20 protein-coding genes are annotated in these 21,077 nt (G+C 62.1%); 5 read left to right on the plus strand and 15 right to left on the minus strand.

Annotated elements, in window-relative coordinates; genetic code table 11:
* Nucleotides 1-6: 6 nt before the first annotated feature.
* Nucleotides 7-231, plus strand: a complete 225-nt coding sequence (locus AC0L20_RS12645; RefSeq protein ID WP_473288793.1) for a hypothetical protein — start codon at nt 7-9, stop codon at nt 229-231.
* Here AC0L20_RS12645 and AC0L20_RS12650 read toward each other — a convergent pair whose 3' ends face one another.
* The 5 genes from AC0L20_RS12650 to AC0L20_RS12670 all read right to left on the minus strand — a co-directional run bounded on the left by AC0L20_RS12650 (nt 232) and on the right by AC0L20_RS12670 (nt 4,460).
* Entirely contained in the window at nt 232-564 is a 333-nt protein-coding gene (locus tag AC0L20_RS12650) for a hypothetical protein (RefSeq protein ID WP_354255764.1), read from the minus strand.
* Between the two features lie 273 nt (nt 565-837).
* A complete protein-coding gene (locus tag AC0L20_RS12655; RefSeq protein WP_473288794.1) occupies nt 838-1,062 on the minus strand; it encodes a hypothetical protein in 225 nt (74 codons plus the stop codon).
* Between the two features lie 804 nt (nt 1,063-1,866).
* Nucleotides 1,867-2,862: an ABC transporter substrate-binding protein gene (locus AC0L20_RS12660; protein WP_473288795.1), complete on the minus strand. Its 996-nt coding sequence runs from the start codon at nt 2,860-2,862 to the stop codon at nt 1,867-1,869.
* Between the two features lie 21 nt (nt 2,863-2,883).
* On the minus strand, nt 2,884-3,693 hold the full coding sequence (locus AC0L20_RS12665) for an ABC transporter ATP-binding protein (protein ID WP_473288796.1): 810 nt from the start codon (nt 3,691-3,693) through the stop codon (nt 2,884-2,886).
* The gene (locus AC0L20_RS12670; protein WP_473288797.1) at nt 3,690-4,460 is read right to left on the minus strand and encodes an ABC transporter permease; all 771 of its coding nucleotides are present in this window, start codon (nt 4,458-4,460) and stop codon (nt 3,690-3,692) included. Before AC0L20_RS12670 ends, AC0L20_RS12665 begins: the two co-directional genes overlap by 4 nt.
* 106 nt (nt 4,461-4,566) lie before the next feature.
* Here AC0L20_RS12670 and AC0L20_RS12675 point away from each other — a divergent pair, with 106 nt between their 5' ends.
* Genes AC0L20_RS12675 through AC0L20_RS12685 form a run of 3 tightly spaced genes read left to right on the plus strand, consistent with a single transcriptional unit; the run spans nt 4,567 to nt 8,040 of the window.
* Nucleotides 4,567-5,694 carry a mandelate racemase/muconate lactonizing enzyme family protein gene (locus AC0L20_RS12675; protein WP_473288798.1) on the plus strand — a complete coding sequence of 376 codons (1,128 nt, stop codon included), beginning with the start codon at nt 4,567-4,569 and terminating at the stop codon, nt 5,692-5,694.
* Nucleotides 5,694-7,289, plus strand: a complete 1,596-nt coding sequence (locus AC0L20_RS12680) for a GMC family oxidoreductase (RefSeq protein ID WP_473288799.1) — start codon at nt 5,694-5,696, stop codon at nt 7,287-7,289. The genes AC0L20_RS12675 and AC0L20_RS12680 overlap by 1 nt, the downstream gene beginning before the upstream one ends.
* A gap of 28 nt (nt 7,290-7,317) precedes the next feature.
* Nucleotides 7,318-8,040 (plus strand): GntR family transcriptional regulator, encoded by a 723-nt coding sequence (locus AC0L20_RS12685; RefSeq protein ID WP_473288800.1) that lies wholly within the window; start codon nt 7,318-7,320, stop codon nt 8,038-8,040.
* Nucleotides 8,041-8,093: 53 nt separating this feature from the next.
* Here the strand turns inward: AC0L20_RS12685 and AC0L20_RS12690 are convergent, their stop codons facing one another.
* The 10 genes from AC0L20_RS12690 to AC0L20_RS12735 all read right to left on the minus strand — a co-directional run bounded on the left by AC0L20_RS12690 (nt 8,094) and on the right by AC0L20_RS12735 (nt 19,543).
* Nucleotides 8,094-9,884 (minus strand): chloride channel protein, encoded by a 1,791-nt coding sequence (locus AC0L20_RS12690; RefSeq protein ID WP_473288801.1) that lies wholly within the window; start codon nt 9,882-9,884, stop codon nt 8,094-8,096.
* 2 nt (nt 9,885-9,886) lie between these two features.
* Complete coding sequence (locus tag AC0L20_RS12695) at nt 9,887-10,861, minus strand: formylglycine-generating enzyme family protein (RefSeq protein ID WP_473288802.1); 975 nt, start codon at nt 10,859-10,861, stop codon at nt 9,887-9,889.
* A 3-nt stretch (nt 10,862-10,864) separates the two neighbouring features.
* Nucleotides 10,865-12,508: an arylsulfatase gene (locus AC0L20_RS12700; RefSeq protein ID WP_473288803.1), complete on the minus strand. Its 1,644-nt coding sequence runs from the start codon at nt 12,506-12,508 to the stop codon at nt 10,865-10,867.
* Nucleotides 12,509-12,541: 33 nt separating this feature from the next.
* Entirely contained in the window at nt 12,542-13,315 is a 774-nt protein-coding gene (locus tag AC0L20_RS12705; RefSeq protein ID WP_473288804.1) for a GntR family transcriptional regulator, read from the minus strand.
* A gap of 4 nt (nt 13,316-13,319) precedes the next feature.
* A complete protein-coding gene (locus tag AC0L20_RS12710; protein WP_473288805.1) occupies nt 13,320-14,372 on the minus strand; it encodes an ABC transporter ATP-binding protein in 1,053 nt (350 codons plus the stop codon).
* On the minus strand, nt 14,369-15,208 hold the full coding sequence (locus AC0L20_RS12715) for a carbohydrate ABC transporter permease (protein WP_473288806.1): 840 nt from the start codon (nt 15,206-15,208) through the stop codon (nt 14,369-14,371). The genes AC0L20_RS12710 and AC0L20_RS12715 overlap by 4 nt, the downstream gene beginning before the upstream one ends.
* A complete protein-coding gene (locus tag AC0L20_RS12720; protein ID WP_473288807.1) occupies nt 15,205-16,140 on the minus strand; it encodes a carbohydrate ABC transporter permease in 936 nt (311 codons plus the stop codon). Before AC0L20_RS12720 ends, AC0L20_RS12715 begins: the two co-directional genes overlap by 4 nt.
* A 2-nt stretch (nt 16,141-16,142) precedes the next feature.
* Nucleotides 16,143-17,537, minus strand: a complete 1,395-nt coding sequence (locus AC0L20_RS12725) for an ABC transporter substrate-binding protein (protein WP_027519175.1) — start codon at nt 17,535-17,537, stop codon at nt 16,143-16,145.
* 220 nt (nt 17,538-17,757) lie between these two features.
* Nucleotides 17,758-18,492, minus strand: a complete 735-nt coding sequence (locus tag AC0L20_RS12730; RefSeq protein ID WP_027519174.1) for an SDR family NAD(P)-dependent oxidoreductase — start codon at nt 18,490-18,492, stop codon at nt 17,758-17,760.
* 10 nt (nt 18,493-18,502) lie between these two features.
* Nucleotides 18,503-19,543 carry a LacI family DNA-binding transcriptional regulator gene (locus AC0L20_RS12735; protein ID WP_473288808.1) on the minus strand — a complete coding sequence of 347 codons (1,041 nt, stop codon included), beginning with the start codon at nt 19,541-19,543 and terminating at the stop codon, nt 18,503-18,505.
* Between the two features lie 192 nt (nt 19,544-19,735).
* On the opposite strand from AC0L20_RS12735, the gene AC0L20_RS12740 reads away from it, so the two are divergent.
* Complete coding sequence (locus AC0L20_RS12740; RefSeq protein ID WP_027519172.1) at nt 19,736-21,037, plus strand: ABC transporter substrate-binding protein; 1,302 nt, start codon at nt 19,736-19,738, stop codon at nt 21,035-21,037.
* Nucleotides 21,038-21,077 lie beyond the last annotated feature (40 nt).

A 21,077-nucleotide genomic window follows, 5' to 3' on the forward strand; every position in this document is an offset into this window, starting at 1 on the left:
GGGCAAGTGCTGCGATCGTTCGTAATGGCTGCCCTCGTACTGGTCTGGGGATCCTCGTCCGCGCTCAGCCTGACGTCGGAGGAGATCATCGCCAAGATTCGCGCTGCCGGCTATTCACACATCCAGGAACTACCAGCCGGAAAGATAAAGACCTACAAGGCCGTCAAGGAAGGCACCGCGCGCTCGCTAATCGTCGACAGCACCGGCCACATCGCAGAGGTGGCGAGGTAGCTAGAGGGGCAGACGAAGCCAGACGTCTTTACTGGACAGTGTGCCTGTTGGCGTCGCAATCTCCATATCGACGACGCGAAACGAGCCATGACTTTCGTAAACGTAGCGAAGGTGCCAGACGGGGCCGGGTTCCGGCGAGATGGCGAAGTCGTCCAAGGCAGACGCAACGTATCGAACGGCATCGCGTCGCTCAACCGAGGCGGAGAACATCGCCTCTATCAGCGCGGCCAGGCTCATGCCGCCGACCAGCATGGCTCGTGCCGTTTCGTCGCCGCAAGTAAGCCGCAGCGCAGTCACGACTGCCGCAATAGCGTCGGGGTTCTTCAGAGCCACGGTAGATCCGCTTCGCCCAGCAAAGCCATAATGCGGATTCCGCCCCTTTCGTGCAATCGGCATCGATTCGGGGCCACTGTCCCAATGGCTAATGCCCAGGGCGAGCCGCTCCTGCGAAGCTCAATCAGCGGAGCAGACGGGAAAGCTGCGGCTGGAGATGCTTGAGCCGTTCTCACAGTCCTCCGACTCTGAGGCGCCAACGACAGGGCGTACCTTGAGGGGCGCTCGCCGGTTCACGCTGGCCTGCCGTGCGGCGAAGGCCGCAGCGGGAGGTTAAATCGCTGCGGCCCACGCGTCGTCAAATGAAGCCGGGTCAAAAATACCAAGTGAAATATGCAGCCAGCCCCGGTAGCAAAAATTCTGCCCCAACTTTGTCTCTTTTGCAAACACAATTTCGGCGGAACCGAAATCAGCCTGGCGGGCATTCTGTTCCAAGGACGGAACAATTCTGCTTCTATTGCTGCCAAGCGAGAGGGGAGCTGCACCGAGACCCATCATGGTGGGTCTGTGAGACCCGGCTACTGGCATCTCGCCGATAGGACCGACTGCGGACGCAAGAGTTGCCTCGAGTCCTCAGCCCATCGCTGAAATTAAGCTTTTCGGCGACTTGTTTTTGACTGTGCGCGTTTGAGCGCGTTCACTCCATAATGTTGATGGAGACGGACGTGATCAGTTGGTTGTTAGTGATCATAATCGCGGCAAGCGTTGCGGTTCTAATAGCTCACGCGATTGACGCCATCCGCTCCTGAAGACGAGCGCAGCGGCGGAAGGTGGCGCCTCATCTGATGACAATTTAAGGACGCGGCATCAGTCGGCTTGCTTGTAACGATCCGAATTGGAGACGGTTCTAGACTGATAAAGATTGTCGGCAAACCTTACCAGTCAGCGGCAGTTGATATTCGACAATATCCGGGTGGCGCATGCTCGGCGAGAAGCGCCCCGGCTGTGTTTCGGATCAACTTCGCCTGAGTTAAGCAGAACGGCCGCAGAAGCTCGATGGCGACTATGTAGCCGTCGAATGACTAGTTCTTGTACTTCCAGATCGAGCGGGCGCAGCGTTGCTTGGGCTCGAACGAGACAGCCGAAACAGGGCAACAGCGGTCCTACAGTGATGAGCAGGGCCAATGAAGCCGCAGGATCGCTCAGTGTCATGCAAACGGAGGCGGTTCGCCGCCAGTACGCTTCAACTAAACGGGACCCATATCATCGACTGGTCAGCTTTCAAACGAAAGCCTCTTCAACATGAAGAGAGCGCGGGTGCTACGGCTCCTTGCAAGGGAGCCGCCAGCTTCCGCGATCAGATCACACGATTGTTTTTAGATACAGACTGGGATCGAAATATTTGCTTGCCGGCGTGAAATCGTTGATGCCTGCATTGGCCATGAAGAAATCCGTAGACTGCTGCAGCCAGTTGGTGACCGTCCCGTCTGAATACATGCGCTTCCAGTCCTTGGACGTGAACATCTTCTGGGCCTTAAATGACTCGTTGATGTCCGCCAGCGGTGTTTGGCTATAGTGGCCCTTTTGCAGTTTATCCATCGCTTCGGTGCTGTTCGCGATGATGTAGTCATTGGCATCCGCCCAACCACGGATGAGCTTCGCCAGCGTTTCCTTGTTTGGCTCGTAATAATCGTTGGCCGCCGCCCAGCCGCCGATGATAGCGGCCTTTGGATAGTAGGCTGATGCATCGGCGAGCTTGACCGCGCCTGGCACCTTGTCGCGAACCGTGACGTTGAAGGGTACCCAAAGAGCGACGGCCGGTACCGCGCCGGAGATAAAGGCGGTCACGGCAGCTGGCATGGTCTGGTTGACGAGTTCGACCTCCTTCGGATCGACCTTGTTGGCGCGAAGCGCGGTATCCAGGAACACGTGCGCGGTGGTACCGGTCGCGGTCGCGATCCGCTTGCCCTTAAGGTCCTCAAACGACTTGATGCCCTGGTCGCCGCGAACCCAGAGCTGTGCCGTCGCGACCTCAATGTCGTTGATCAGGAACACCTTGCCCTGACCCCGGGCCGGGAAGTTCGAGAGCACAGCCCCGGTTGCCAGCACGTCAAGGCTGCCGCCGATCAGCGCCTGGAAGATCTCCAAGCCGGTGTTGAATTGTCGCAGCTCGAGATCGAGGCCCTGCTTTTCGAAGGAACCGCGATCCATGCCGGTCCAGATCTGACCGTCGACGGCGACAGTGTGAAGATAGCCGACGCGAACCTTCGTTTTCGCTTGCGCGATCGCCGGTGCCGAGGCCGTGAAGGTGCCAAGCGCAAGGCCCGCCGTCGTGCTCAGAAATTGTCTGCGATCCATGTGTATCCTCCATTCTGCTTGTTATTCCGAGAATGATGCCGCACGCATTTGCGCCTGCTGGGCGCGATACTCGTCCATCACCAGTTGCCTGATGTAGCTTCGCAGCTCGCCGAATTCGGGCCGCTCCTGGATCGATTCATCGCGGGGATAGGCGAACGGCACGTCGATGATCTCCCTGATCCGTGCCGGCCGCGCGGTCACCACCACGATGCGGGAGGCGAGATAGATCGCCTCGTCCACGGAGTGGGTGATGAGCATGACCGTCTTGCCTTCGGTCTCCAGCACCTTGAGCAGCAGGTTCTGCATGTTGGAGCGTGTCTGGGCGTCGAGCGCGCCGAAGGGCTCATCCATCAGCAGGAATTGCGGCTTGACCGCATAGGCCCGTGCAATCGCGAGCCGTTGCCGCATGCCGCCGGACAGATGTTTCGGATAGGAGTTGGCGAAGTCGGACAGGCCCATCAAGCCAAGATAGTGATCGCAGATCGCGTCGCGCTCGGCGGTCGGAACACGGTTCGCGTTGAGCGTCAGGCCGAAGGCGATGTTCTGCTTCACGGTCAACCACGGGAATACGCCATATTCCTGGAAGATGACACCGCGCTCGGGGCCGGGGCCGGCGACGGGACTTCCGTCGAACAGGACCTTGCCAGTCGTCGGCTTCTGGAAGCCCGCGAGCATGCTCATCATCGTGGTCTTGCCGCAGCCGGACGGGCCTATCACGGCAATGAAGTCGCCGTCGTTGATGTCGTAGCTGATGTCCTCGACGACATTGAGGCGGCCCTTCGCAGTCTCGAAGGACAGGGAAACGTTTTCGAACTGCGCACGCTTCGTCATGCGATGGCCCGATCCTGCCACACCAGCAATCGCGCCGTGATCTTGCGCAGGATCATGTCCATGATCAGGGCGATCAGGCCGATGCAGATGATGCCGACATAGATGACGTCGAGCAGGAAATAGGTCGAGGCATTCTGGATCATCGCACCAAGTCCGCGCTGGGCCGCGATCAGTTCGGACGCCACCAGAGTCGCCCAGGCCACACCCAATGCCACCCGCAACGCGGTGAGGATATGCGGCACGGTGAGGGGAATGATGACCTTGCGGAAGATTTCCGCCTGATTGGCGCCGAGCGTCTGCGCTACGCGGATGTAGAGAGGCGTGATTTGCGAGACGCCCTCATACATCACGATCACGCCGGAGAAGAATGATGCGTAGACCAGGATGACGAGTTTCGCGACCTCGTCCACGCCGAAATAGACGATCACCAGCGGGATCAGCGCGATTGGTGGCAGCGCGCGGAAAAAGTTGATCATCGGGTCGGCGAAGGTGCGGGCCGGGCGATACCAGCCGAGCAGGAAACCCACCGGCACCGCGGCGAGAATCCCGAGCGCGACGCCGAAGAAGACGCGTCTGGTCGAGACGAAGATGTCGACGAGGAGGCCTTCTTTCGTGAGAAGCTCGAAGAACTTGGCGGCGACCTGGTGCGGGGCGGGGATCAGCGAGACATTGACGAAGCCGCTCCAGCGCACCGTGTACCAGAGCAGGATTGCACCGATCCACGGTGTCAATCCGAGACCAAAGCGTCTCACGCCAGCTCCGTTCATTTGACGCGTCCACCCAGATTGCGGTTGATGTTTTTCGAACTCATATTATAAATAGGATGACCAGACAAGAGCGCCTTTGGTCATAAGCATCGCAGGCCTGCCGCGCATGACATCGCCGCCCTTCACCATTCGCAGCGTCCAGGCTTTCGGCTATCGCTATCCGTTGACGACACACGTCATCACCTCGTTCGGGCGGATGGCGGATCGGCCAGCCGTTTTCGTTCGAGTCGAGGATACGGACGGTCACCTAGGTTGGGGCGAGGTGTGGTGCAATTTTCCAGCGCCAGGCGCCGAGCATCGTGTTCGGCTGGTCAACGAGGTGCTCGCGCCGGCCCTGGTCGGATTTAGTGCGCACGACCCATCAGCCGCTTTCGAGCGCCTGACGCAGGGAACCTCGGTACTCGCGCTGCAATCGGGCGAAGCGGGTCCGTTTGCGCAGTCGATCGCCGGCATCGATCTTGCTGTCTGGGATCTCTATGCGCGCCGCCAAAACGTTGCGCTGTGGAAGTTGCTCGGCGGATCCCGGAGCAAGATCAAGGTGTACGCCAGCGGCATCAATCCGGTAGGATCAGAGCGAGCCGCGGAGGCAGCCTTCGCGCGCGGCTACCGCGCCCTGAAGCTGAAGGTAGGTTTTGATCCGGTGGCCGACCGCGCCAATCTGGCAGCCCTACGGCGGCTTGTCGGGCAGGGCCTGCTCGCCGCCGACGTCAACCAGGGCTGGACCATCGCGCAGGCGCTTGAGCTTGCTCCGCAGCTGGAGGCGTTCGGCCTTGGCTGGCTCGAGGAACCGATCCGCGCCGACCGCCCGCGGCAGGAGTGGAAGCAACTCCGCCAGATAATCAGCTTTCCGCTCGCGGCGGGCGAGAACATCGCAAGCCACGCCGGATTCGCCGAGGTGCTGGGTGAGCCGGTTCTCGGCGTGGTCCAGCCGGACATCGCGAAATGGGGTGGACTCTCGGCGTGCGCGGGCATCGCCCGCGATATCCTGCAGTCAGGCAAGATGTTTTGTCCGCATTATCTTGGTGCCGGCATCGGACTTCTCGCATCGGCCCATCTTCTGGCCGGCATCGGCGGCGACGGGCTGCTGGAAGTCGATTGCAATGAGAACCCGCTGCGCGATCGCTTCTGTGGCCCCGTGCTTGATGTCCGGGAGGGTGCGATCGAACTCAGCGACGCGCCAGGTCTTGGGCTCACGCCTGATCTTGAGTCGATCGAACAGTACCGGACCGCGTGATGTCACTCCAGGGCTACGATTACATCATAGTCGGCGCGGGCTCCGCCGGCTGCGTGGTCGCAAACCGGTTGTCAGCCGATCCCGCCTGCCGCGTGCTGCTGCTGGAAGCCGGTGGATCGGACCGGAATTTTTGGCTCAGGCTTCCGGTCGGGTACTATCGGACCATCTACAACGAACGTTTCTCGCGCCTGTTCAGGACCGAACCGTCGGAAGGCAGCGGCGGCCGTTCCATCGTCTGGCCGCGCGGCCGTGTGCTCGGCGGATCCTCGTCGATTAACGGGCTGATCTTCATCCGCGGCCAGCACGAGGATTTCGACGACTGGGAACGCCTTGGCGCCGATGGCTGGAGCTATCGTGACGTTCTGCCGTATTTCCGGCGCTACGAACGCTACCGCGGCGGCGAGAGCCAGTTTCACGGCGGCCTCGGCGAGTTCGAGGTCTCCGATCTCCGCAATGACAATCCGGCATCCAGGGCGTGGGTCGAGGCAGGCGCGCAGTTTGGCCTGCCACGCAATCTGGACTTCAACGGCGCAACCACGCTCGGCGTCGGCACCTACCAGCTCGGCATCGGGCGTCACTGGCGGACCAGCTCCGCCTCTGCGTTTCTGCAACCGATTGCCGGCCGTCGAAACCTCTCCATCGTTACCCATGCGCATGTCAGCAAGGTCCTTTTCAACGGACGCGTCGCGACCGGCGTCGAATGGATCAGCAAGGGACAAGTGCACCGCGCGACAGCGGATCGCGAGGTCATTTTGTCAGGCGGGGCGCTGCAGTCGCCGCAGATCCTTCAGCTTTCCGGCGTGGGGCCGGCTGATCTACTGCGCAAGCTCGGCATCACCGTCGTTGCCGATGCACCGGAAGTCGGCGCAAATCTTCAGGACCACTATCAAGCCCGGCTGATCGTCCGCCTGAAGGAGCGGATCTCGCTCAACGATCAGGTCCGAAATCCGGTCGAGCTTGCGAAGATGGGCCTGCAGTGGATGCTGGCGGGCAGCGGCCCGTTGACGGTCGGCGCAGGGCAGGTGGGCGGCGCAGCCTGCACCGAATACGCCGTCGGCGGCAGGCCAGACGTGCAGTTTAACGTGATGCCACTTTCGGTCGACAAGCCCGGTGAGCCCCTTCACGCCTATTCCGGATTTACTGCTTCGGTCTGGCAATGCCACGGAAAGTCGCGCGGCCGGCTTGCGATCAGTTCGACCGATCCGTTCGAGCAGCCGCGGATCGCGCCCAACTATCTCGCCGAGGAGACCGATCGCAAGACCATCGTTGCGGGCCTGAAGATCCTGCGCGAGATCTATCAACAGAAGGCGTTTCGTCCGCTGTGGGACGCCGAGGTGGTGCCGGGAGACGCAGCAAGGAACGATGCCGGGCTGTGGGATTTCGCGCGCAACACGGGTGGCACCGTGTTCCACTGTGTCGGCACCTGCCGCATGGGCCGTGATGAGCGAGCGGTGCTCGATCCGCAGCTGCGCGTGCGCGGCGTCGAGCGGCTCCGCGTGATCGACGCCTCGGTGATGCCGCAGATCACTTCGGCCAACACCAACGCGACCAGCCTGATGATCGGCGAGCGCGGTGCAGCTCTTGTCATGGCCTGATCGGTTCATTTGATCTTCTGGAGGCGAGATGGAATTGAATTCCGACAGTCACGTCCCCAAATACGCGCAGATTGCCGACATCTTCCGCCAGCGGATTGCGCGCGGCACCTGGACCCGCGGCTTTCGCCTGCCAGCCAATGAGGAGCTTGCGGCCGAGTTCGGGGTGTCGCGCGTCACGATCCGTCAGGCGGTCGAGCTGCTTGCCCGCGACGGCGTCATCGGGGCCCAGCAGGGACGCGGCACGTTTGTCACGGGCTCTTTGCGGCAGGATCGCTGGCTCAAGGTCGAGACTACGCTGTCGGACCTTGCGGACATGTACCGCGACACCTCGCCGGAGATCATCAACATCTCGGAAAGCCGCAGTGATGCGCCGCTGCTCCCCGAAGACGGCAAGCCGGCCGAGAAATACGTCTTTATGCGCCGCCTGCACTCACGCCAGAAGCAGCCTTACTGCGTCATTTCCATCTATCTCGACGAGAAGATCTTTCGCAGGTCGCCAAAGCGCTTTCGCAACGAGACCGTGATCCCGATCCTCAACGATCTCAGGGATCCCGCGATCGCCAGCGCCCGTCAGACGCTTACGATCGACACCGCGGATCTCGAGGCGGCGCGGCTGCTTCGCGTGCCCCTCAACTCGCCCGTGGCCGAAGTCCGTCGTGTCTTCACAACCAGCGACCGTACAGTGATCTATCTCGGCGAGGTCACCTATCGCGGCGATTTCGTGCGTATCGACATGGACTTGCGGCCGTAAAAGCGCGATGCGGCTTTCCGGCCAGGTCATGCTCAAACCCGGACTTTGTCCGTCTACCGGGAAAACAATTCCTGGTTCCGACGCTCGAGTTCTTCGCCATAGGTGCGCAGCACGTGGGATTCGCTTAGCGTTCCGATCGCTGTGCGACTGTCGCCGCGGTCAACGACTGCTAGGACGTCTGCCTCGCTGCGCTCGAAGGCTTTCAGGATCTCACGAACCGACGTAGTCGGAAGCAGGCATTCATCCTGTTGCTGCGCCAGCGATCCGAGTGGCTCGTCGTCCCGGTTGGCGACCGAATGCAGCGTCGCGGCCGGAACGATGCCGGCATAAGCGTCGTTGGGGTCGAGCAGCACGACCTGCCGGACCAGCGCCGGCGAAAACAGCCTTTGCGCCTCCCCGATCGGCATCGTCGTCGGGGCGTTCTCGAAGTCCGTGCGCATCAGAGACGCCGCGCTCATTTGCCTGGCCCAGCCGATGTCCTGCGGGCCACGGATGACTTCGCCTCTCAAATGGAAGCGCCACGTCGCAAAGCTGTAGCCGAAAAGCTCGCGGACAATGAGCGCGCAGACCGATGATGCGACTACCGCGCCAACGGTGACGGAGAAGTCGCCGGTGATTTCGAGCGCGAGACAGACCATGCTGAACGGCGCGCCCAGCACGCCGGTGCCCAGCGCAGCCAGCGCGGCAATGGCAGCGGTGCCCGGTTGCAGGGCAAGCGTAGGAAGGAGGCCGGTCAGCACGATGCTGTAGAGCTGCCCGATCAGCGCGCCGAGCAGTAGTGAAGCGAAGAACAGACCGCCACGGAAGCCCGAGCCGAGCGAGATGGCTGAGGCAAGAATCTTGAACACAATGGTCGTGGTGAGCAGGAGCCAGGTCGGATTGCTGACGAGAAGGATCTGCATCGCGCCATGGCCAGCCCCCAGGACGGTCGGCGTCAGCAGGGCAAGACCGCCGAGCAGCAGGCCTCCGAGGATCGGCCGTACGAATCCCCTGAATACCGTGATGCGCTGAAAGCACCGTTCCGAGAACGCGACTGCGAGCATGACGATAATGCTGACGAAGGCGCAGATGACGCCGATCAGCACGGTTTGCCCGATCATCTCGACGGACACCGGTGAGGGGAAGCCGGGCACCATGAGGAACGACTGGTGCGTCAATTGCCGCGCGACCAGCCACGCAGTAACGGCGCTGGCGGTGACGGGAACAAGTGCGGCGGAAGTGTACGCGCCCAGCACGACCTCGAAGGCGTAGAAGGCGCCGGCCAGAGGTGCAGAAAACGCAGCGCTGATCGCACCTGCGGCGCCGCAGGCGACCAGGAGCCGCATGTCGTTTCGTCGTGCGGCAAGGCGCTGGCCGACATGAGAGCCGAACATCGCGCAGATCTGGGTGTAGCCCGCCTCCAGTCCGACCGATCCACCGAAACCGTTTGAGAGCAGGGTCTGCATCGAAATCAGGAGGCTGCCACGAAACGACAGCCGGCCGCCATAGAGCGCGTTCGCCTCGATCGCATCGGCGAGCTGCTGGCCCTTCACGCGTCGGGCGAAGTAGAGCCCGATCAGCGCGAGCACCAGGCCGCCGAGCATCGGGATCAGCAGTGTTCGCTGCCACGAAATCACGCCAGTGGCGCTGAGATGTGCGTCGACAGGAATGTCGAACAGCAGTGCGTGAGAGACCTGGCTGAGGCTCGAGATCGCGGCCACGAGCACGCCGCCGAGCAGTCCGACGACGATGGCGACCAGCACGAGGCCGGTCTCGCGATTGCGCACGAAATTGCGCAGGAACAACGGCAGCAGGCGGGCGCCGGGAGTACCGGCCGGCTTGGCAGCATGGGGTGCCGACTCCATAACTACGCCGGATCCCGCAACGGCTCGGTACGCACGACTCGGAAGCCGATATTGCTCGACGAGGAGTTGGGGGTATTGGAGCTTCGCGCCGCGACGCGGTAGCGGTTGCAGTAGGATTCGTGGCAGAGGAAGGATCCGCCGCGCATCGAACGGTTCGGAGCCGGTTCGCGGTTCAAGGGATCGTTAGATGTAGTGAGGCGGTGATAGCTCAGCAAAAAATAGTCCTCGCACCATTCCCAGACGTTTCCGGCGACATTGTGCAGGCCGTATCCGTTTGGGGCGAATGCATGAACGGGCGCCGTACCAAAATAGCCGTCGTCGATGGTATTGTGGCCGGGAAAGTTGCCCTGCCAGATGTTGCAGCGATGCTCGCCGTCGGGCTGCAGCTGGTTGCCCCAGGGATAGGTGGCCTGGTCCAACCCGCCGCGCGCGGCCATCTCCCATTCCGCTTCGGTCGGCAGCCGCGTCCCTGACCATTCGCAGTAGGCCTGAGCGTCATTCCAGGAGATATGGACGACGGGATGGTCGAGTCGGTCCAGAATGCTGCTCGCCGGTCCCTCTGGCTGTGCCCAATATGCGCGCGGCACCGGAAGCCACCATGGTGTTTCCTGAACGCGTGTCAATTGGACGGTGCGCGTCTCTTCCGGCAACAAGCCTTCAAAGACAAAACTCCAGCCGTAGCGTTCGGCCTCGGTCGTATAGCCCGTAGCGCGGACGAAGTCGCCGAACTGCAGATTGCTCACGGCATGACAGGCGATGGCGAACGGCGACAAGGTGACCGGCCGCACCGGGCCCTCGCCATCTTCGACAAACCTTTTGTCGGCAGAACCCATGTGGAAGGTGCCACCGAGCAATGAGCTCCAGCGGCGCTGGATCATCGTCGGACCAGGGGGGATAGCTCCTTGCGCCTCGCTGGACGGCGCCGACTCCTTGCCGGCGTCGCCTCGGGTGCAGCAATGTGAACGATCCCCGGTCATGTGCTATTTCTGCTTCTCTTCTTCCCAGAAGGCCGTGCCGCCTTCCGCCTTCATCAATTCGAGAATCTTCTCGCGCGGGATCACGCCGCAACGATTGGCCCATTGCTGATACTGCGCCGTCATCTCGCGGACGCGATCCGGATGTTGCGCGGCCAGATCGTTCATCTCGGTGCGGTCGGTTTCCATGTCGTAGAGTTCCCAGGGGCCAGGATATTTCCGCACCAGCTTCCACTTGCCGGCGCGCACAGCCGCATTGCCTTCATGCTCCCAGAACAGCGGGCCCCGATTGCCATAAGCTGCCCCGAATGATGGCACCAGGCTCTCGCCCTCGCAGGGCAAAATAGTGTTGCCGTTGTATTCACTGGGGTAGGTGGCGCCGGTGACGTCAAGAATGGTTGCCATCACGTCGGTGAGCTGGCTTGGATTGTGCCGCAGGCCACCCTTTTCGGAGATGCCGCGCGGCCAGTGCACAATGAACGGCGTGGCGATACCGCCCTCGTGAACCCAGTGCTTGTAGAGCCGGAACGGGGTGTTGGAGAGATTGGCCCAGGCGGTGCCGTAGCTCTGATAAGTGTCTTCGCCGCCGGGCATAAGGCTTGGATCGTTGCCGAAACGCACGGCCCTGCCGTCGCGGGTCTTTGCCTGCGCGATCATGAGCTGGTCGACCAGCTCCTTCGCAGTGACGCCTTCCGGAATATCCTCAGCGCAGGCGCCGTTGTCCGAGAGGAAGATGATTAGCGTGTTGTCCATCTGGGCGGTTTCTTCCAGCGCCTTCAAGATACGCCCGATGCCCTGGTCCATCCGGTCGATCTGGGCCGCGTACACCTCCATGCAGCGCAGCGTCCATTCGCGCTGCTCGGCGTCGGTCCAAGCGGGCTGGGTCGGGTCGCGGTCGGTCAGGCGCCAGTTCGGATGGATGATGCCGTCCTCGACGAGGCGCTTCAGGCGCTCCTCGCGCAGCTTGTCCCAGCCGGCGTCGAAGCGGCCCTTGTATTTTGCTATGTCATCTTCATGGGCGTGGAGCGGCCAATGCGGGGCAGTGTAGGCGACGTACTGGAAGAACGGCGCATCGGGCTTTTCCGCCCTGTGCTGGCGGATGAAGGCGGTTGCCTGATCGCTGATCGCATCCGTATAGAAGAACGACGGGTCCTTGACGGCGTCTTGCTCGATATTGTCGTTGCCGCGGGTTAGCGTATTCGGGTGATAGAAACTGCCGGCGCCGATGATGGTGCCATAGAAATGGTCGAAGCCGCGCTGCATCGGCCAGGCGTCGGTCGGCTCGGTGAGGCTGCTGGCGATATGCCACTTGCCGCTGAGATAGCTCGTATAATTCCTGCTCTTGAGCGCTTCGGCGATCGTCACGCAACTCTTGTTCAGATTGCCGGCATAGCCTTCCGGACCGTTGCTGTAGGTGAGGATGCCGATGCCGGTCTGGTGCGGATGCAGGCCGGTGAGCAGCGAGGCGCGAGACGGGCTGCAGCGCGCGGTGTTGTAGAACTGTGAGTAACGCAGCCCGTTCGCCGCAAGACGATCGAGGTTCGGCGTCTGGATCTCGCCGCCGTAACAGCCGATGTCCGAAAAGCCCATGTCGTCATTGAGGATGAGCAGGATGTTGGGCCTATCAGAGGTCTTTGCGCCATTCGGCATGTTTTATGTCCTCGTTATTGACGTGTGGCGTTGTCAGGAATGGCGACGCGTCAGGCTGATGCTGAGGCGGAAATATTTTGGCAGGTAGACGGCGCGCAGAAGTTCCAGCGCCCGTCCTTCCCTGCCGAAGGTGACGCGTTCGATGGCGAGCAGAGGCGAGCCGACCTTCACGCCAAGCAGTTTTGCGCTGCCGGCGTCGGCAAGATCGGCGCTGATCGTCTGCTGCGCATCCTTGATGGTGAGGCCGAGCTCGTCCTCGAAGACGCGGTACATGATAATCGAGACCAGGTCGCGCTTTTCGAGCTCGAGACCGATCTCCGGCGGATAGAAGGCGTGCTCGATCGCGATTGGCGTTTCGTCCGCGAGCCGCAGACGCTTGAGTTGCCAGACGGCGCGCTCGCGCAGCTGCTCGCGAACGGCGGCATCGTGGCGATTGGTCATGCCTTGCTGCAAAATCCTGGCGCCGGCATGGTAGCCGGCGTCGCGGATGGTCTCCGAAAAGCCCATGAGGCGGCCGACCCAGTTCTCGGGCTGGTTCGAGCGCAGGAATGTGCCGCGGCCGCGTGAACGGTCGAACATGCCTTCGTTCACCAGCGGCGCAATGGCATTGCGGATGGTAATGCGGCTGACGCTGAAATGACGGCCGAGCTCGGCCTCGGTCATCAGGCGGCCGGTGGCGTCGATCAGCTTGCCGTCCCGAACCTGACTGCGAATGGACTCGCGAATCTGGACGTGCAGGGGCGTCGAGCCTTCCGCGACATCGCTGCCGAGCGGAGCGGAGTTCTTCTTGTGGGTTTGAACAGCCATGGTGTCAGAGCCGCATGCGGGTCGTGGGATCGAACAAATGAATGTCCTGGGGACGGGTGGTGATCGAGATGGTCTCGCCTTCGCTGGGGATGTTGCCGTCGCTGACGCGCATGCGGATCATGATGCCGGCGCAGTCGAGGTCGAGCACGGCGGTATCTCCGAGGTCCTCGATCAGGTCGACGCGCGCGCCAAGTCCACCCTCCGTCATGCGCAGGGCGCCGGGGCGAAGCCCGACCACAACATCACGCTCGCCCGCGGTTGTGGTGGTCGTCTTGAGACGATGCCCGGCAATGATCACGTCGCCGTCGACATAGCGGGCGGGGACGAGGTTCATCGGGGGATTGCCGATGAAGCCGGCGATATCAATCGAGTTCGGGCGCGCGAACACTTCTGCGGGCGTGCCGATCTGCTGGATCTCGCCTGACATGAACACCGCCATGCGGTCGGCTAGCGTCATGGCCTCTTCCTGGTCATGGGTGACGTAGACCGCGGTGACGCCCAGGGAGCGCTGCAACTTCTTTAATTCGGCCCGGGTCTCCAGCCGAAGCTTGGCGTCAAGGTTGGAGAGGGGTTCGTCGAGCAGGAACAAGCGCGCCTTGCGCACGATCGCGCGGGCGAGTGCGCAGCGCTGCTGCTGACCGCCCGAGAGCTGGCCCGGCTTCCGGTCCAGAAGGTGGTCGATCTTCACTTTTCTGGCTGCTTCTTGCACGGCGGAAGCAGTCTCGGCCTTTGGAAGCCTGGCCATCTCGAGTGGGAAGGCGATGTTCTCGGCGACGGTCATGTGCGGATAGAGCGCGTAGCTTTGAAACACCATGGCGATGTCACGATCGCGCGCGTCAGTCGAGGTGACGTCCTTGTCGTCGATCAGCACTCGGCCGGCAGTCGGCGCATCGAGACCGGCAAGGATGCGCAGCGTCGTGCTCTTGCCGGAGCCGGACGGTCCGAGCAGGGCAAAAAACTCGCCCGGCTTGATTTCGAAATTGACGCCCTTAAGCGCGGCGAACTCGCCGTGCATCTTGACGATGTTGCGAAAACTGACCCGACCCTGGCCGCTCATCGGCGCCCTCCGCCTTTGACTGCACCGACCGTCAGACCCTTCACGATGTGCTTCTGCGCGACTACTCCGAGCACGACTACAGGAAGCATGGCCAGGACCGAGACAGCTGCGAGCTTGGCCCACAGCGTCTGCTCGACGGAGACGAAGTTGAACATGGCGACCGTGACCGGACGCACCGTGTTACCGCTGAGCACGACCGCGAACAGAAATTCGTTCCAGGCATTGAGGAATACGAACACGACGGTGACGGCGATGCCGCCGCGGACCTGCGGGATGATGATGCGCCACAGCGTCTTGAGCCTGCTGGCGCCGTCGAGATAGGCGGCTTCCTCCATCTCGAAGGGAATGTCCTCGAAATAGGATACCAGCAGCCAGATCGCGAAAGGCAGGGAGAACGACAGGTAGATCAGGATGATGCCCTGATAGGTATCGATCCAGCCGATGTTCCTCAGCACCAAGAAATAGGGGATGATGATGCCGACTGGCGGCAGCATCTGTGTCGCCAGGACATAGAAGCCCGCGAACTTCTTGCCGTGAAAGCGCAGCCGCGCCAGCGCATAGGCCGCAGGCACCGCCATCAACATGGTCACGATAGTAGTGCCGACCGAGATGATGGCACTCGAAAGGAGGTTCGGGAGGATCGATCCGGAGCCGAACAGCACGTCGCGATAGGCCTCCAGCGTCGGCGAGAAAACCAGCTTGGGCGGATAGGCGAGCACATCGGAATCAGTCTTGAGCGAATTCAGCACGCTCCAGATGATCGGGAAAGCCCAGGCCAGCAGGAAGACGATGGAAATCGCCAGCAGGGCGATGGCGCGGAGGCGCTTTGCCGTCACTTCGCCCTCCGCAGGGCAAACAGGATGCCGGAGATGATGATGGTCACGATCAGCAGCGCCACCGCCAGCGCCGCACCGTACCCGATTGACAACTCAGTGAAGGATTTCCTGTAGGCATAGAGGTTGAGGATCTCGGTCGCGGTCCCGGGGCCGCCGCCGGTGACGGTGAAGATCGCAGCAAACGCCGTCAGCGCCACCATCGTCCGCATGATGATGACCATGACGATCGCGGGCCGCAGCAAGGGCAGGGTGATGCGGCGGAAGCGCTGCCAGGCGGAAGCCCGGTCGAGCCGCGCGGCCTCATAGATGTCCTCGGGCAGTGAGGCCAGCGAGGCCAGCAGCACCATGAACGCGAACGGCGTCCATTGCCAGGTATGGATTGCGATCACCGAGACCATCGCAAGCGTGGGATCGCCGAGCCAGTTCTTGCTGCCGAGACCGGCGTTGATGGCGAGGAAGTCCACGATCCCGAATTCCGGTGCCAGCATGAAAGTGCGCCAGATCATGCCGACCACGGCCGGCGACAGCACCACAGGCAGGATCGCGATGACACGAAACCAGCCTTGGCCGCGCTTCATGTCCATCACCAGCAAGGCGAGCGCCAGCCCAATGATGACCTGGAGCGCGACGGTCGAGCCGGTGTAGACGAGGCTGACCAGCAGCGAAGTCCAGAAGCGCTCGTCGGAGAGGAGCACCTGGTAATTCTCGAAGCCGACGAAGCCGTTGGTGAACGGCATCGCCAGATCCATCCGGAACGCGCTGGTATAGACCAGGAAGAGCAGCGGGAACGTCGTCGTGGCGAGCAGGGCAAGAAAGGCCGGTGCAAGCAAGGCTGCTGCAAACCGGCGCTCGCGCTGGGCCAATACGCGGCCGAAATCGCTGCGAGGCGTCTCGCGGGCAATGTCAGCCGATGTCACCGCTGACGTAGTCACGCTCAGCCGCGCATCATCGGTTCGATACGACGCTGCGCATCGTCCAATGCGGCCTTGATCGTGGCCTGGCCGGAGAGGGCCGACTGAATCGCGGTTGCCATGGTGTCGCCGATCGCCGGCCATTGCGGCACGCGCGGACGCCAGTCGACGTCGGTGTCGTCCTGCAGGGCGCCCATCGTGGCCTCGACGAAGTTCTCGCCAAAGCCGTTCATCAGCTTGATGTAGTCGGGATCCTTCCAGACGGAGGTGCGGTTGACGCCCGAGCGCTTGGTCGGACCGCCGAAACGATGCGCAGTGCGCGCTTGGGTTTCGGCGCTCGCAGCCCACTGGATGAAAAGCCAAGTAGCCTTTCGCTTCTTTTCTGGCAGCGCGGAATTGATTGGAAAACCCCAATTCCAGATCGAGGTGGTGCGCTTGCCCGATGGGCCCTTCGGCCAGCGCGCATAGGCGACCTTGCCGATCACCTTGGATTTCTCCGGATTGTTGATGACCGAGGCCGACGAATGCGCGTCGATGTAACTGGCGACGGTGCCTTGCGAGAAGGCATCGGCGATATCCGGCCAGTTCCAGTTCGCCGCTGCCGTCGGCGCGTACTTCTTCATGATGTCGACGTACCAGGCGAGCGCCGCCTCGGCCTCGGGACCGTTGACGGTGAGCTTGCCGCCCTTCATCCAGTCGCCACCGAACTCGCGGAAAATCGACGGATAGATGTACATGTTCTGGCCTGCGCCGGCGACGCCGCGCAGAGCCGCGCCCCAAACGCGGTCGTTTGGCGTGTTCAACGCCGCGGCGTTCGACATATAAGCTTCGAGCGTATCGGCCGGCTTAAGGCCTTTCGCATCGTAGAGATCCTTGCGATAGACCTGAATGGTCACTTCGCCGTCATAGGGCATGCCGTAGAGTTTGCCGTCGATGCCGTTGGCGCTGCGCCACGCCGGAATGATGTCATCGAGCTTGAACCAGGCCTCATCCGTCAGCGACTTGTCCTTCAGATAGGTGTCGAGCGGCTCGACCCATTTGTTCGCGGCGTAGAGCGCGTAATACATGGGGTCGGCGGCGTGGGTCGCGTAGGTACCGGTCTTCGAGGTCAGGTCGATGACGCTCTTCTGCCGGATCTGCGCCGGGGGGATCTTTTCAAAACGGACATCAATGCCGGTCAGCGCCTTGAACTGAGGCGCCAGCGTGATCAGGTTTTCGAAGTAGCTCGCCGGGATAACCGCGACAGTGATTGTTTCGCCTGATACCTGCTGCCAGTCGATCTTGGCGGACTTGTACGGCGCGAGGTCGGCATCCTGCGCGGCGGCCTGTCGGAGAAGAGTAGGTCCAAACGTCGCTAGAGCCGCTGCCGCGGTTCCGGTTTTGATGAGCGTTCGTCGCGTCGGCTTGAATGACGTCATACGGTCCTCCCAAAAATCCGGATTTCGCGCTCCGGTTAGTAAGGACATTTGCCTAAATGTTATAACAAGTCAACCGCGGCAGGGTTGCCGCTCGTCGTTGCCATAGGACGTCATCTTGCGCGCCTCGGAACTCCGGCGCTCGCTTCCAGAGATGGTTTGAAGCCGACGATGCGCCGCTTGACGTATCCGTTGATGTCCAGCCGCCGGTGCTCGCGCGACGTCAACCTGCGAGAAACCCGCCATCCACAGCAACCACAGTACCGGTCGCATATTGCGACGCCGGCATGCACAGGAACGCGACGGCGCCGGCAATATCTTCCGGCTGTCCCCACCGCTTGAACGCGGTGCGGTCGGCGATGCGCTGGTAATGCGCGAGATCAGTCCGGCCGGCGGCGTTGATCGCGGTCTCGATATAGCCGGGCGCAACTGCGTTGACGCGAATGCCCTCTTCGGCCCACTTCAAGGCGAGTGCCTTGGTCAACATCACGACGCCACCCTTACTGGCGCAATAGGCGGGGATACGCGGTAGCGCCAAAACCGCGTTCATCGAGGCGATGTTGACGATCGATCCCTTTGCCTCCGCAAGCAGCGCGCGAAAAGCCATGCAGGTCCGGAAGGTGCCGGTGAGATTGACATCGAGAACCTTCACGAAAGTCTCGATCTCGAATTCTTTGTCGCGGGCGAGAATCCCGGCGCAATTGACGAGCGCGTCGACCCGCTTGTACTTGTTGGCGAAGAATTTGACGGCCGCATCATCGGTGACGTCGAGCGTCCCGAGCGTGAGGCCCGCGCGCGGCTTGAGGAGTGTGCGGGCGAGATCGGCATCGTTGGCGCCGGTTGCGGTCACCGTCGCGCCGAGATCGCAAAACTGGTTGCTGATTGCTGCGCCAATGTCGCCGGCGCCCCCGATCACGATGGCATGAAAGCCGGAGGCTAGAGAGAAATTCAAACTCATCGGGACTGTCTCACTTCAGGGATTTTGCAGGCGGCGCCGTCGACTCGCGGACCACCAGTGAAAAGTCGATCTCGCGGTGCATGATGGTCTGCTCGCCGGCGAGGCTGCGCACCAGATATTCGCCGGCGCGTTGCCAAGTTTCTCCGGTCGGAACGTGAATCGTGGTCAGGCTCGGTCGCAGATGGCGGCTCCAGTCGAGATCGTCGAACCCAACGACCGACAGATCGCGTGGTACCGAAAAGCCGCTGCGTTCCGCCTCGAGCAGCACGCCGTAGGCGATGACGTCGTTGCCGCACACTACGGCTGTGGGACGATCCTTGAGCCCCAGGAGATAGCGCGCCGCTTCGCGGGCGTCGTCCAGCGTATAGGGCACCTCGACATGCCATTGCGACGGCAGTTCGAGGCCGCTCTCGGTCAGCGCGCGGCGAAAGCCGGCAACGCGAGCGCTGGCACGGTCGTTGTTGCGCTGGAGAGCCGAGACGATCCCGATGCGGCGATGGCCGAGTTCGATGACATGGGCGGCGGCGCGATGGGCGGCCGCTTCGTTGTCGGTGCCGACGCAAGGGTAGGGTCGGTCGGGCTGGTATATGCCCACATTGATGAACGGCACCGCGTTGTCCGCGAGCAGCTTGCGCAAGCCGTCGTGATGGCAGTCGCCGCGCAGCACCAGGCCGTCGACGCCGCGGCTGATCAGATTGCGCGCCTGCTGCAATTCGACGTCAAGATCGTAGCCGCTCGTCGTGAGGAACAGCATGTATCCGACCGACGACAGATAGTGCTGCAGCGAAGCGATGCCGCGCGCGAACATCGTGTTGTCGATGGTCGGCACGATCGCGCCAAGAGTGCGCGAGCGACGTGAGGACAGGATGCGCGCGGGCGCATGCGGGATGTAGCCGAGCGCGTCAATCGCCTGTTCGATGCGCACGCGCAGAGATGGGCTCACCGCATCCGGATTGTTGAGGGCACGAGAGACCGATGCGGTTGAGACGCCGGCGCGGGCGGCTACGGCGCGGATGCCTTGTTTCACAGACTTGGCGTCGGTCAGTCCCATGAATGTAACGTTACATGTTGCGCCGCAAACCCGGGCGGTGGTGGTAATCGCATGTATTTGCCGCAGATCACGCAGTTTGTCCATCGCTTGACACGGCGAGCGTGAGGTCTATTTTGTAACCGTTTTCAGATGTGCACGAACGTGTTCAAAATGGTCCGCCAGCTTAAGGCGGCCAGCCGGGAGGAGAGTCGAATGAAGGCCAGGATGCTCGCGACGCATCTCGCGTTGCCCGTTCTCGCGATCGCCGCTGTTGGCGCGCCCTCGCACGCCGCCGATTTCGACTGGATGAAGTTCAAGGGCAAGACCGTCACCTTTCTCGCCAACAACAATCCGGTCGCGCAGGCGCTCCTGACCTACAAGGTCGATTTCGAGAAGCTGACCGGCATGACCCTCAAGGTCGACGGTTATCAGGAACAGCAGATGCGCCAGCGTCTGGTGACCGTCATGAATGCGAACAGCGATGAGGTTGACGTGTTCATGACGCTGCCCTCGCGCGAGGGCGAGCAGTTCGCCGCCGCCGGCTGGTATGCCGACCTCACCACGATGGCCAAGAACGAGGTTGCCAAGGACTACGATCCGGCCGGGCTCAGCCAGGCCCTGCTGAAGGCCGCGACCTTCAACGGCAAGCTCACCAGCATGCCGATGAATCTCGAAGGGCCGATCTTCTATTACCGCACCGACATCTTCAAGAAGTGCGGTCTCGAGGCGCCGAAGACCATCAAGGACGTCGAAGCCGCCGCCGAAAAGATCAAGACCTGCGACAGCGCGGTGACGCCGTTCGTCTCGCGCGGCCTCAAGCCCGCGGTCGCCTACACCTTCAGCAACATGCTGCACAATGTCGGCGGCACCTATATCGCCGACGGAAAGTCGAACCTGTGCTCCGCCAAGGGCAAGGAAGCGCTCGAAACCTATAGCCGGCTGCTGCGCGACTTCGGTCCGCCTGGCGTCGTCAATTACAGCTTCCAGCAGATTTCGGCACTCTATCGCAGCGGCCGCGCCGCAATGGCGTTCGAATCGTCCAACGAGCTTCGCACCGTCATGGACGGTGGCGCGCGGTTGAAGGACACCGGTCTTCTGCCGTTCCCGGCGGGGGAGGCCGGCCAGGTGCCGACCACGATCGGCTGGGGCATGGCGGTATCCTCGCACAGCAAGCAGCCGGATGCGGCCTGGTATTTCGTGCAGTGGGCGACCAGCCCCGAGGTGCAGAAGAAGATGGCGCTCCAGGGCATTGCCCCGCCGCGTCCATCGGTCGCCAAGGATCCGGAGTATCGTAAATGGATCGATGAGGAGCCGGTGCGCAAGGAATGGCAGGCCGCTCTCGACGTGCTCGCCACCAAGGGTTCCTCCGAGGTCGGCTATCCCATCGTCGCCAATCCGGAATCGCGCGAGTTCATCGGCCAGGCGGTGCAGGACCTGATCCTCAAGCAAAAGCCGATCGACCAGGCCTGCGCGGATGCCGACAAGGCGCTCGATGCGCTGATCGCCCAGAAGTAACGGCTTCATGCCGGCAGGCTCGCTGCATGCCGGCATTTCC

Source organism: Bradyrhizobium sp. Kon58 (assembly GCF_055807455.1).

Bases quoted from the DNA above. Each gene is read 5' to 3' on its own strand.
- AC0L20_RS12685 (WP_473288800.1), top strand. From the start codon at position 7,318: ATGGAATTGAATTCCGACAGTCACGTCCCCAAATACGCGCAGATTGCC.
- AC0L20_RS12705 (WP_473288804.1), bottom strand. From the start codon at position 13,315: ATGGCTGTTCAAACCCACAAGAAGAACTCCGCTCCGCTCGGCAGCGAT.
- AC0L20_RS12675 (WP_473288798.1), top strand. From the start codon at position 4,567: ATGACATCGCCGCCCTTCACCATTCGCAGCGTCCAGGCTTTCGGCTAT.
- AC0L20_RS12670 (WP_473288797.1), bottom strand. From the start codon at position 4,460: ATGAACGGAGCTGGCGTGAGACGCTTTGGTCTCGGATTGACACCGTGG.
- AC0L20_RS12710 (WP_473288805.1), bottom strand. From the start codon at position 14,372: ATGAGCGGCCAGGGTCGGGTCAGTTTTCGCAACATCGTCAAGATGCAC.
- AC0L20_RS12695 (WP_473288802.1), bottom strand. From the start codon at position 10,861: ATGACCGGGGATCGTTCACATTGCTGCACCCGAGGCGACGCCGGCAAG.
- AC0L20_RS12660 (WP_473288795.1), bottom strand. From the start codon at position 2,862: ATGGATCGCAGACAATTTCTGAGCACGACGGCGGGCCTTGCGCTTGGC.
- AC0L20_RS12700 (WP_473288803.1), bottom strand. From the start codon at position 12,508: ATGCCGAATGGCGCAAAGACCTCTGATAGGCCCAACATCCTGCTCATC.
- AC0L20_RS12730 (WP_027519174.1), bottom strand. From the start codon at position 18,492: ATGAGTTTGAATTTCTCTCTAGCCTCCGGCTTTCATGCCATCGTGATC.
- AC0L20_RS12725 (WP_027519175.1), bottom strand. From the start codon at position 17,537: ATGACGTCATTCAAGCCGACGCGACGAACGCTCATCAAAACCGGAACC.
- AC0L20_RS12735 (WP_473288808.1), bottom strand. From the start codon at position 19,543: ATGGGACTGACCGACGCCAAGTCTGTGAAACAAGGCATCCGCGCCGTA.
- AC0L20_RS12655 (WP_473288794.1), bottom strand. From the start codon at position 1,062: ATGATGGGTCTCGGTGCAGCTCCCCTCTCGCTTGGCAGCAATAGAAGC.
- AC0L20_RS12680 (WP_473288799.1), top strand. From the start codon at position 5,694: ATGTCACTCCAGGGCTACGATTACATCATAGTCGGCGCGGGCTCCGCC.
- AC0L20_RS12665 (WP_473288796.1), bottom strand. From the start codon at position 3,693: ATGACGAAGCGTGCGCAGTTCGAAAACGTTTCCCTGTCCTTCGAGACT.
- AC0L20_RS12690 (WP_473288801.1), bottom strand. From the start codon at position 9,884: ATGGAGTCGGCACCCCATGCTGCCAAGCCGGCCGGTACTCCCGGCGCC.
- AC0L20_RS12740 (WP_027519172.1), top strand. From the start codon at position 19,736: ATGAAGGCCAGGATGCTCGCGACGCATCTCGCGTTGCCCGTTCTCGCG.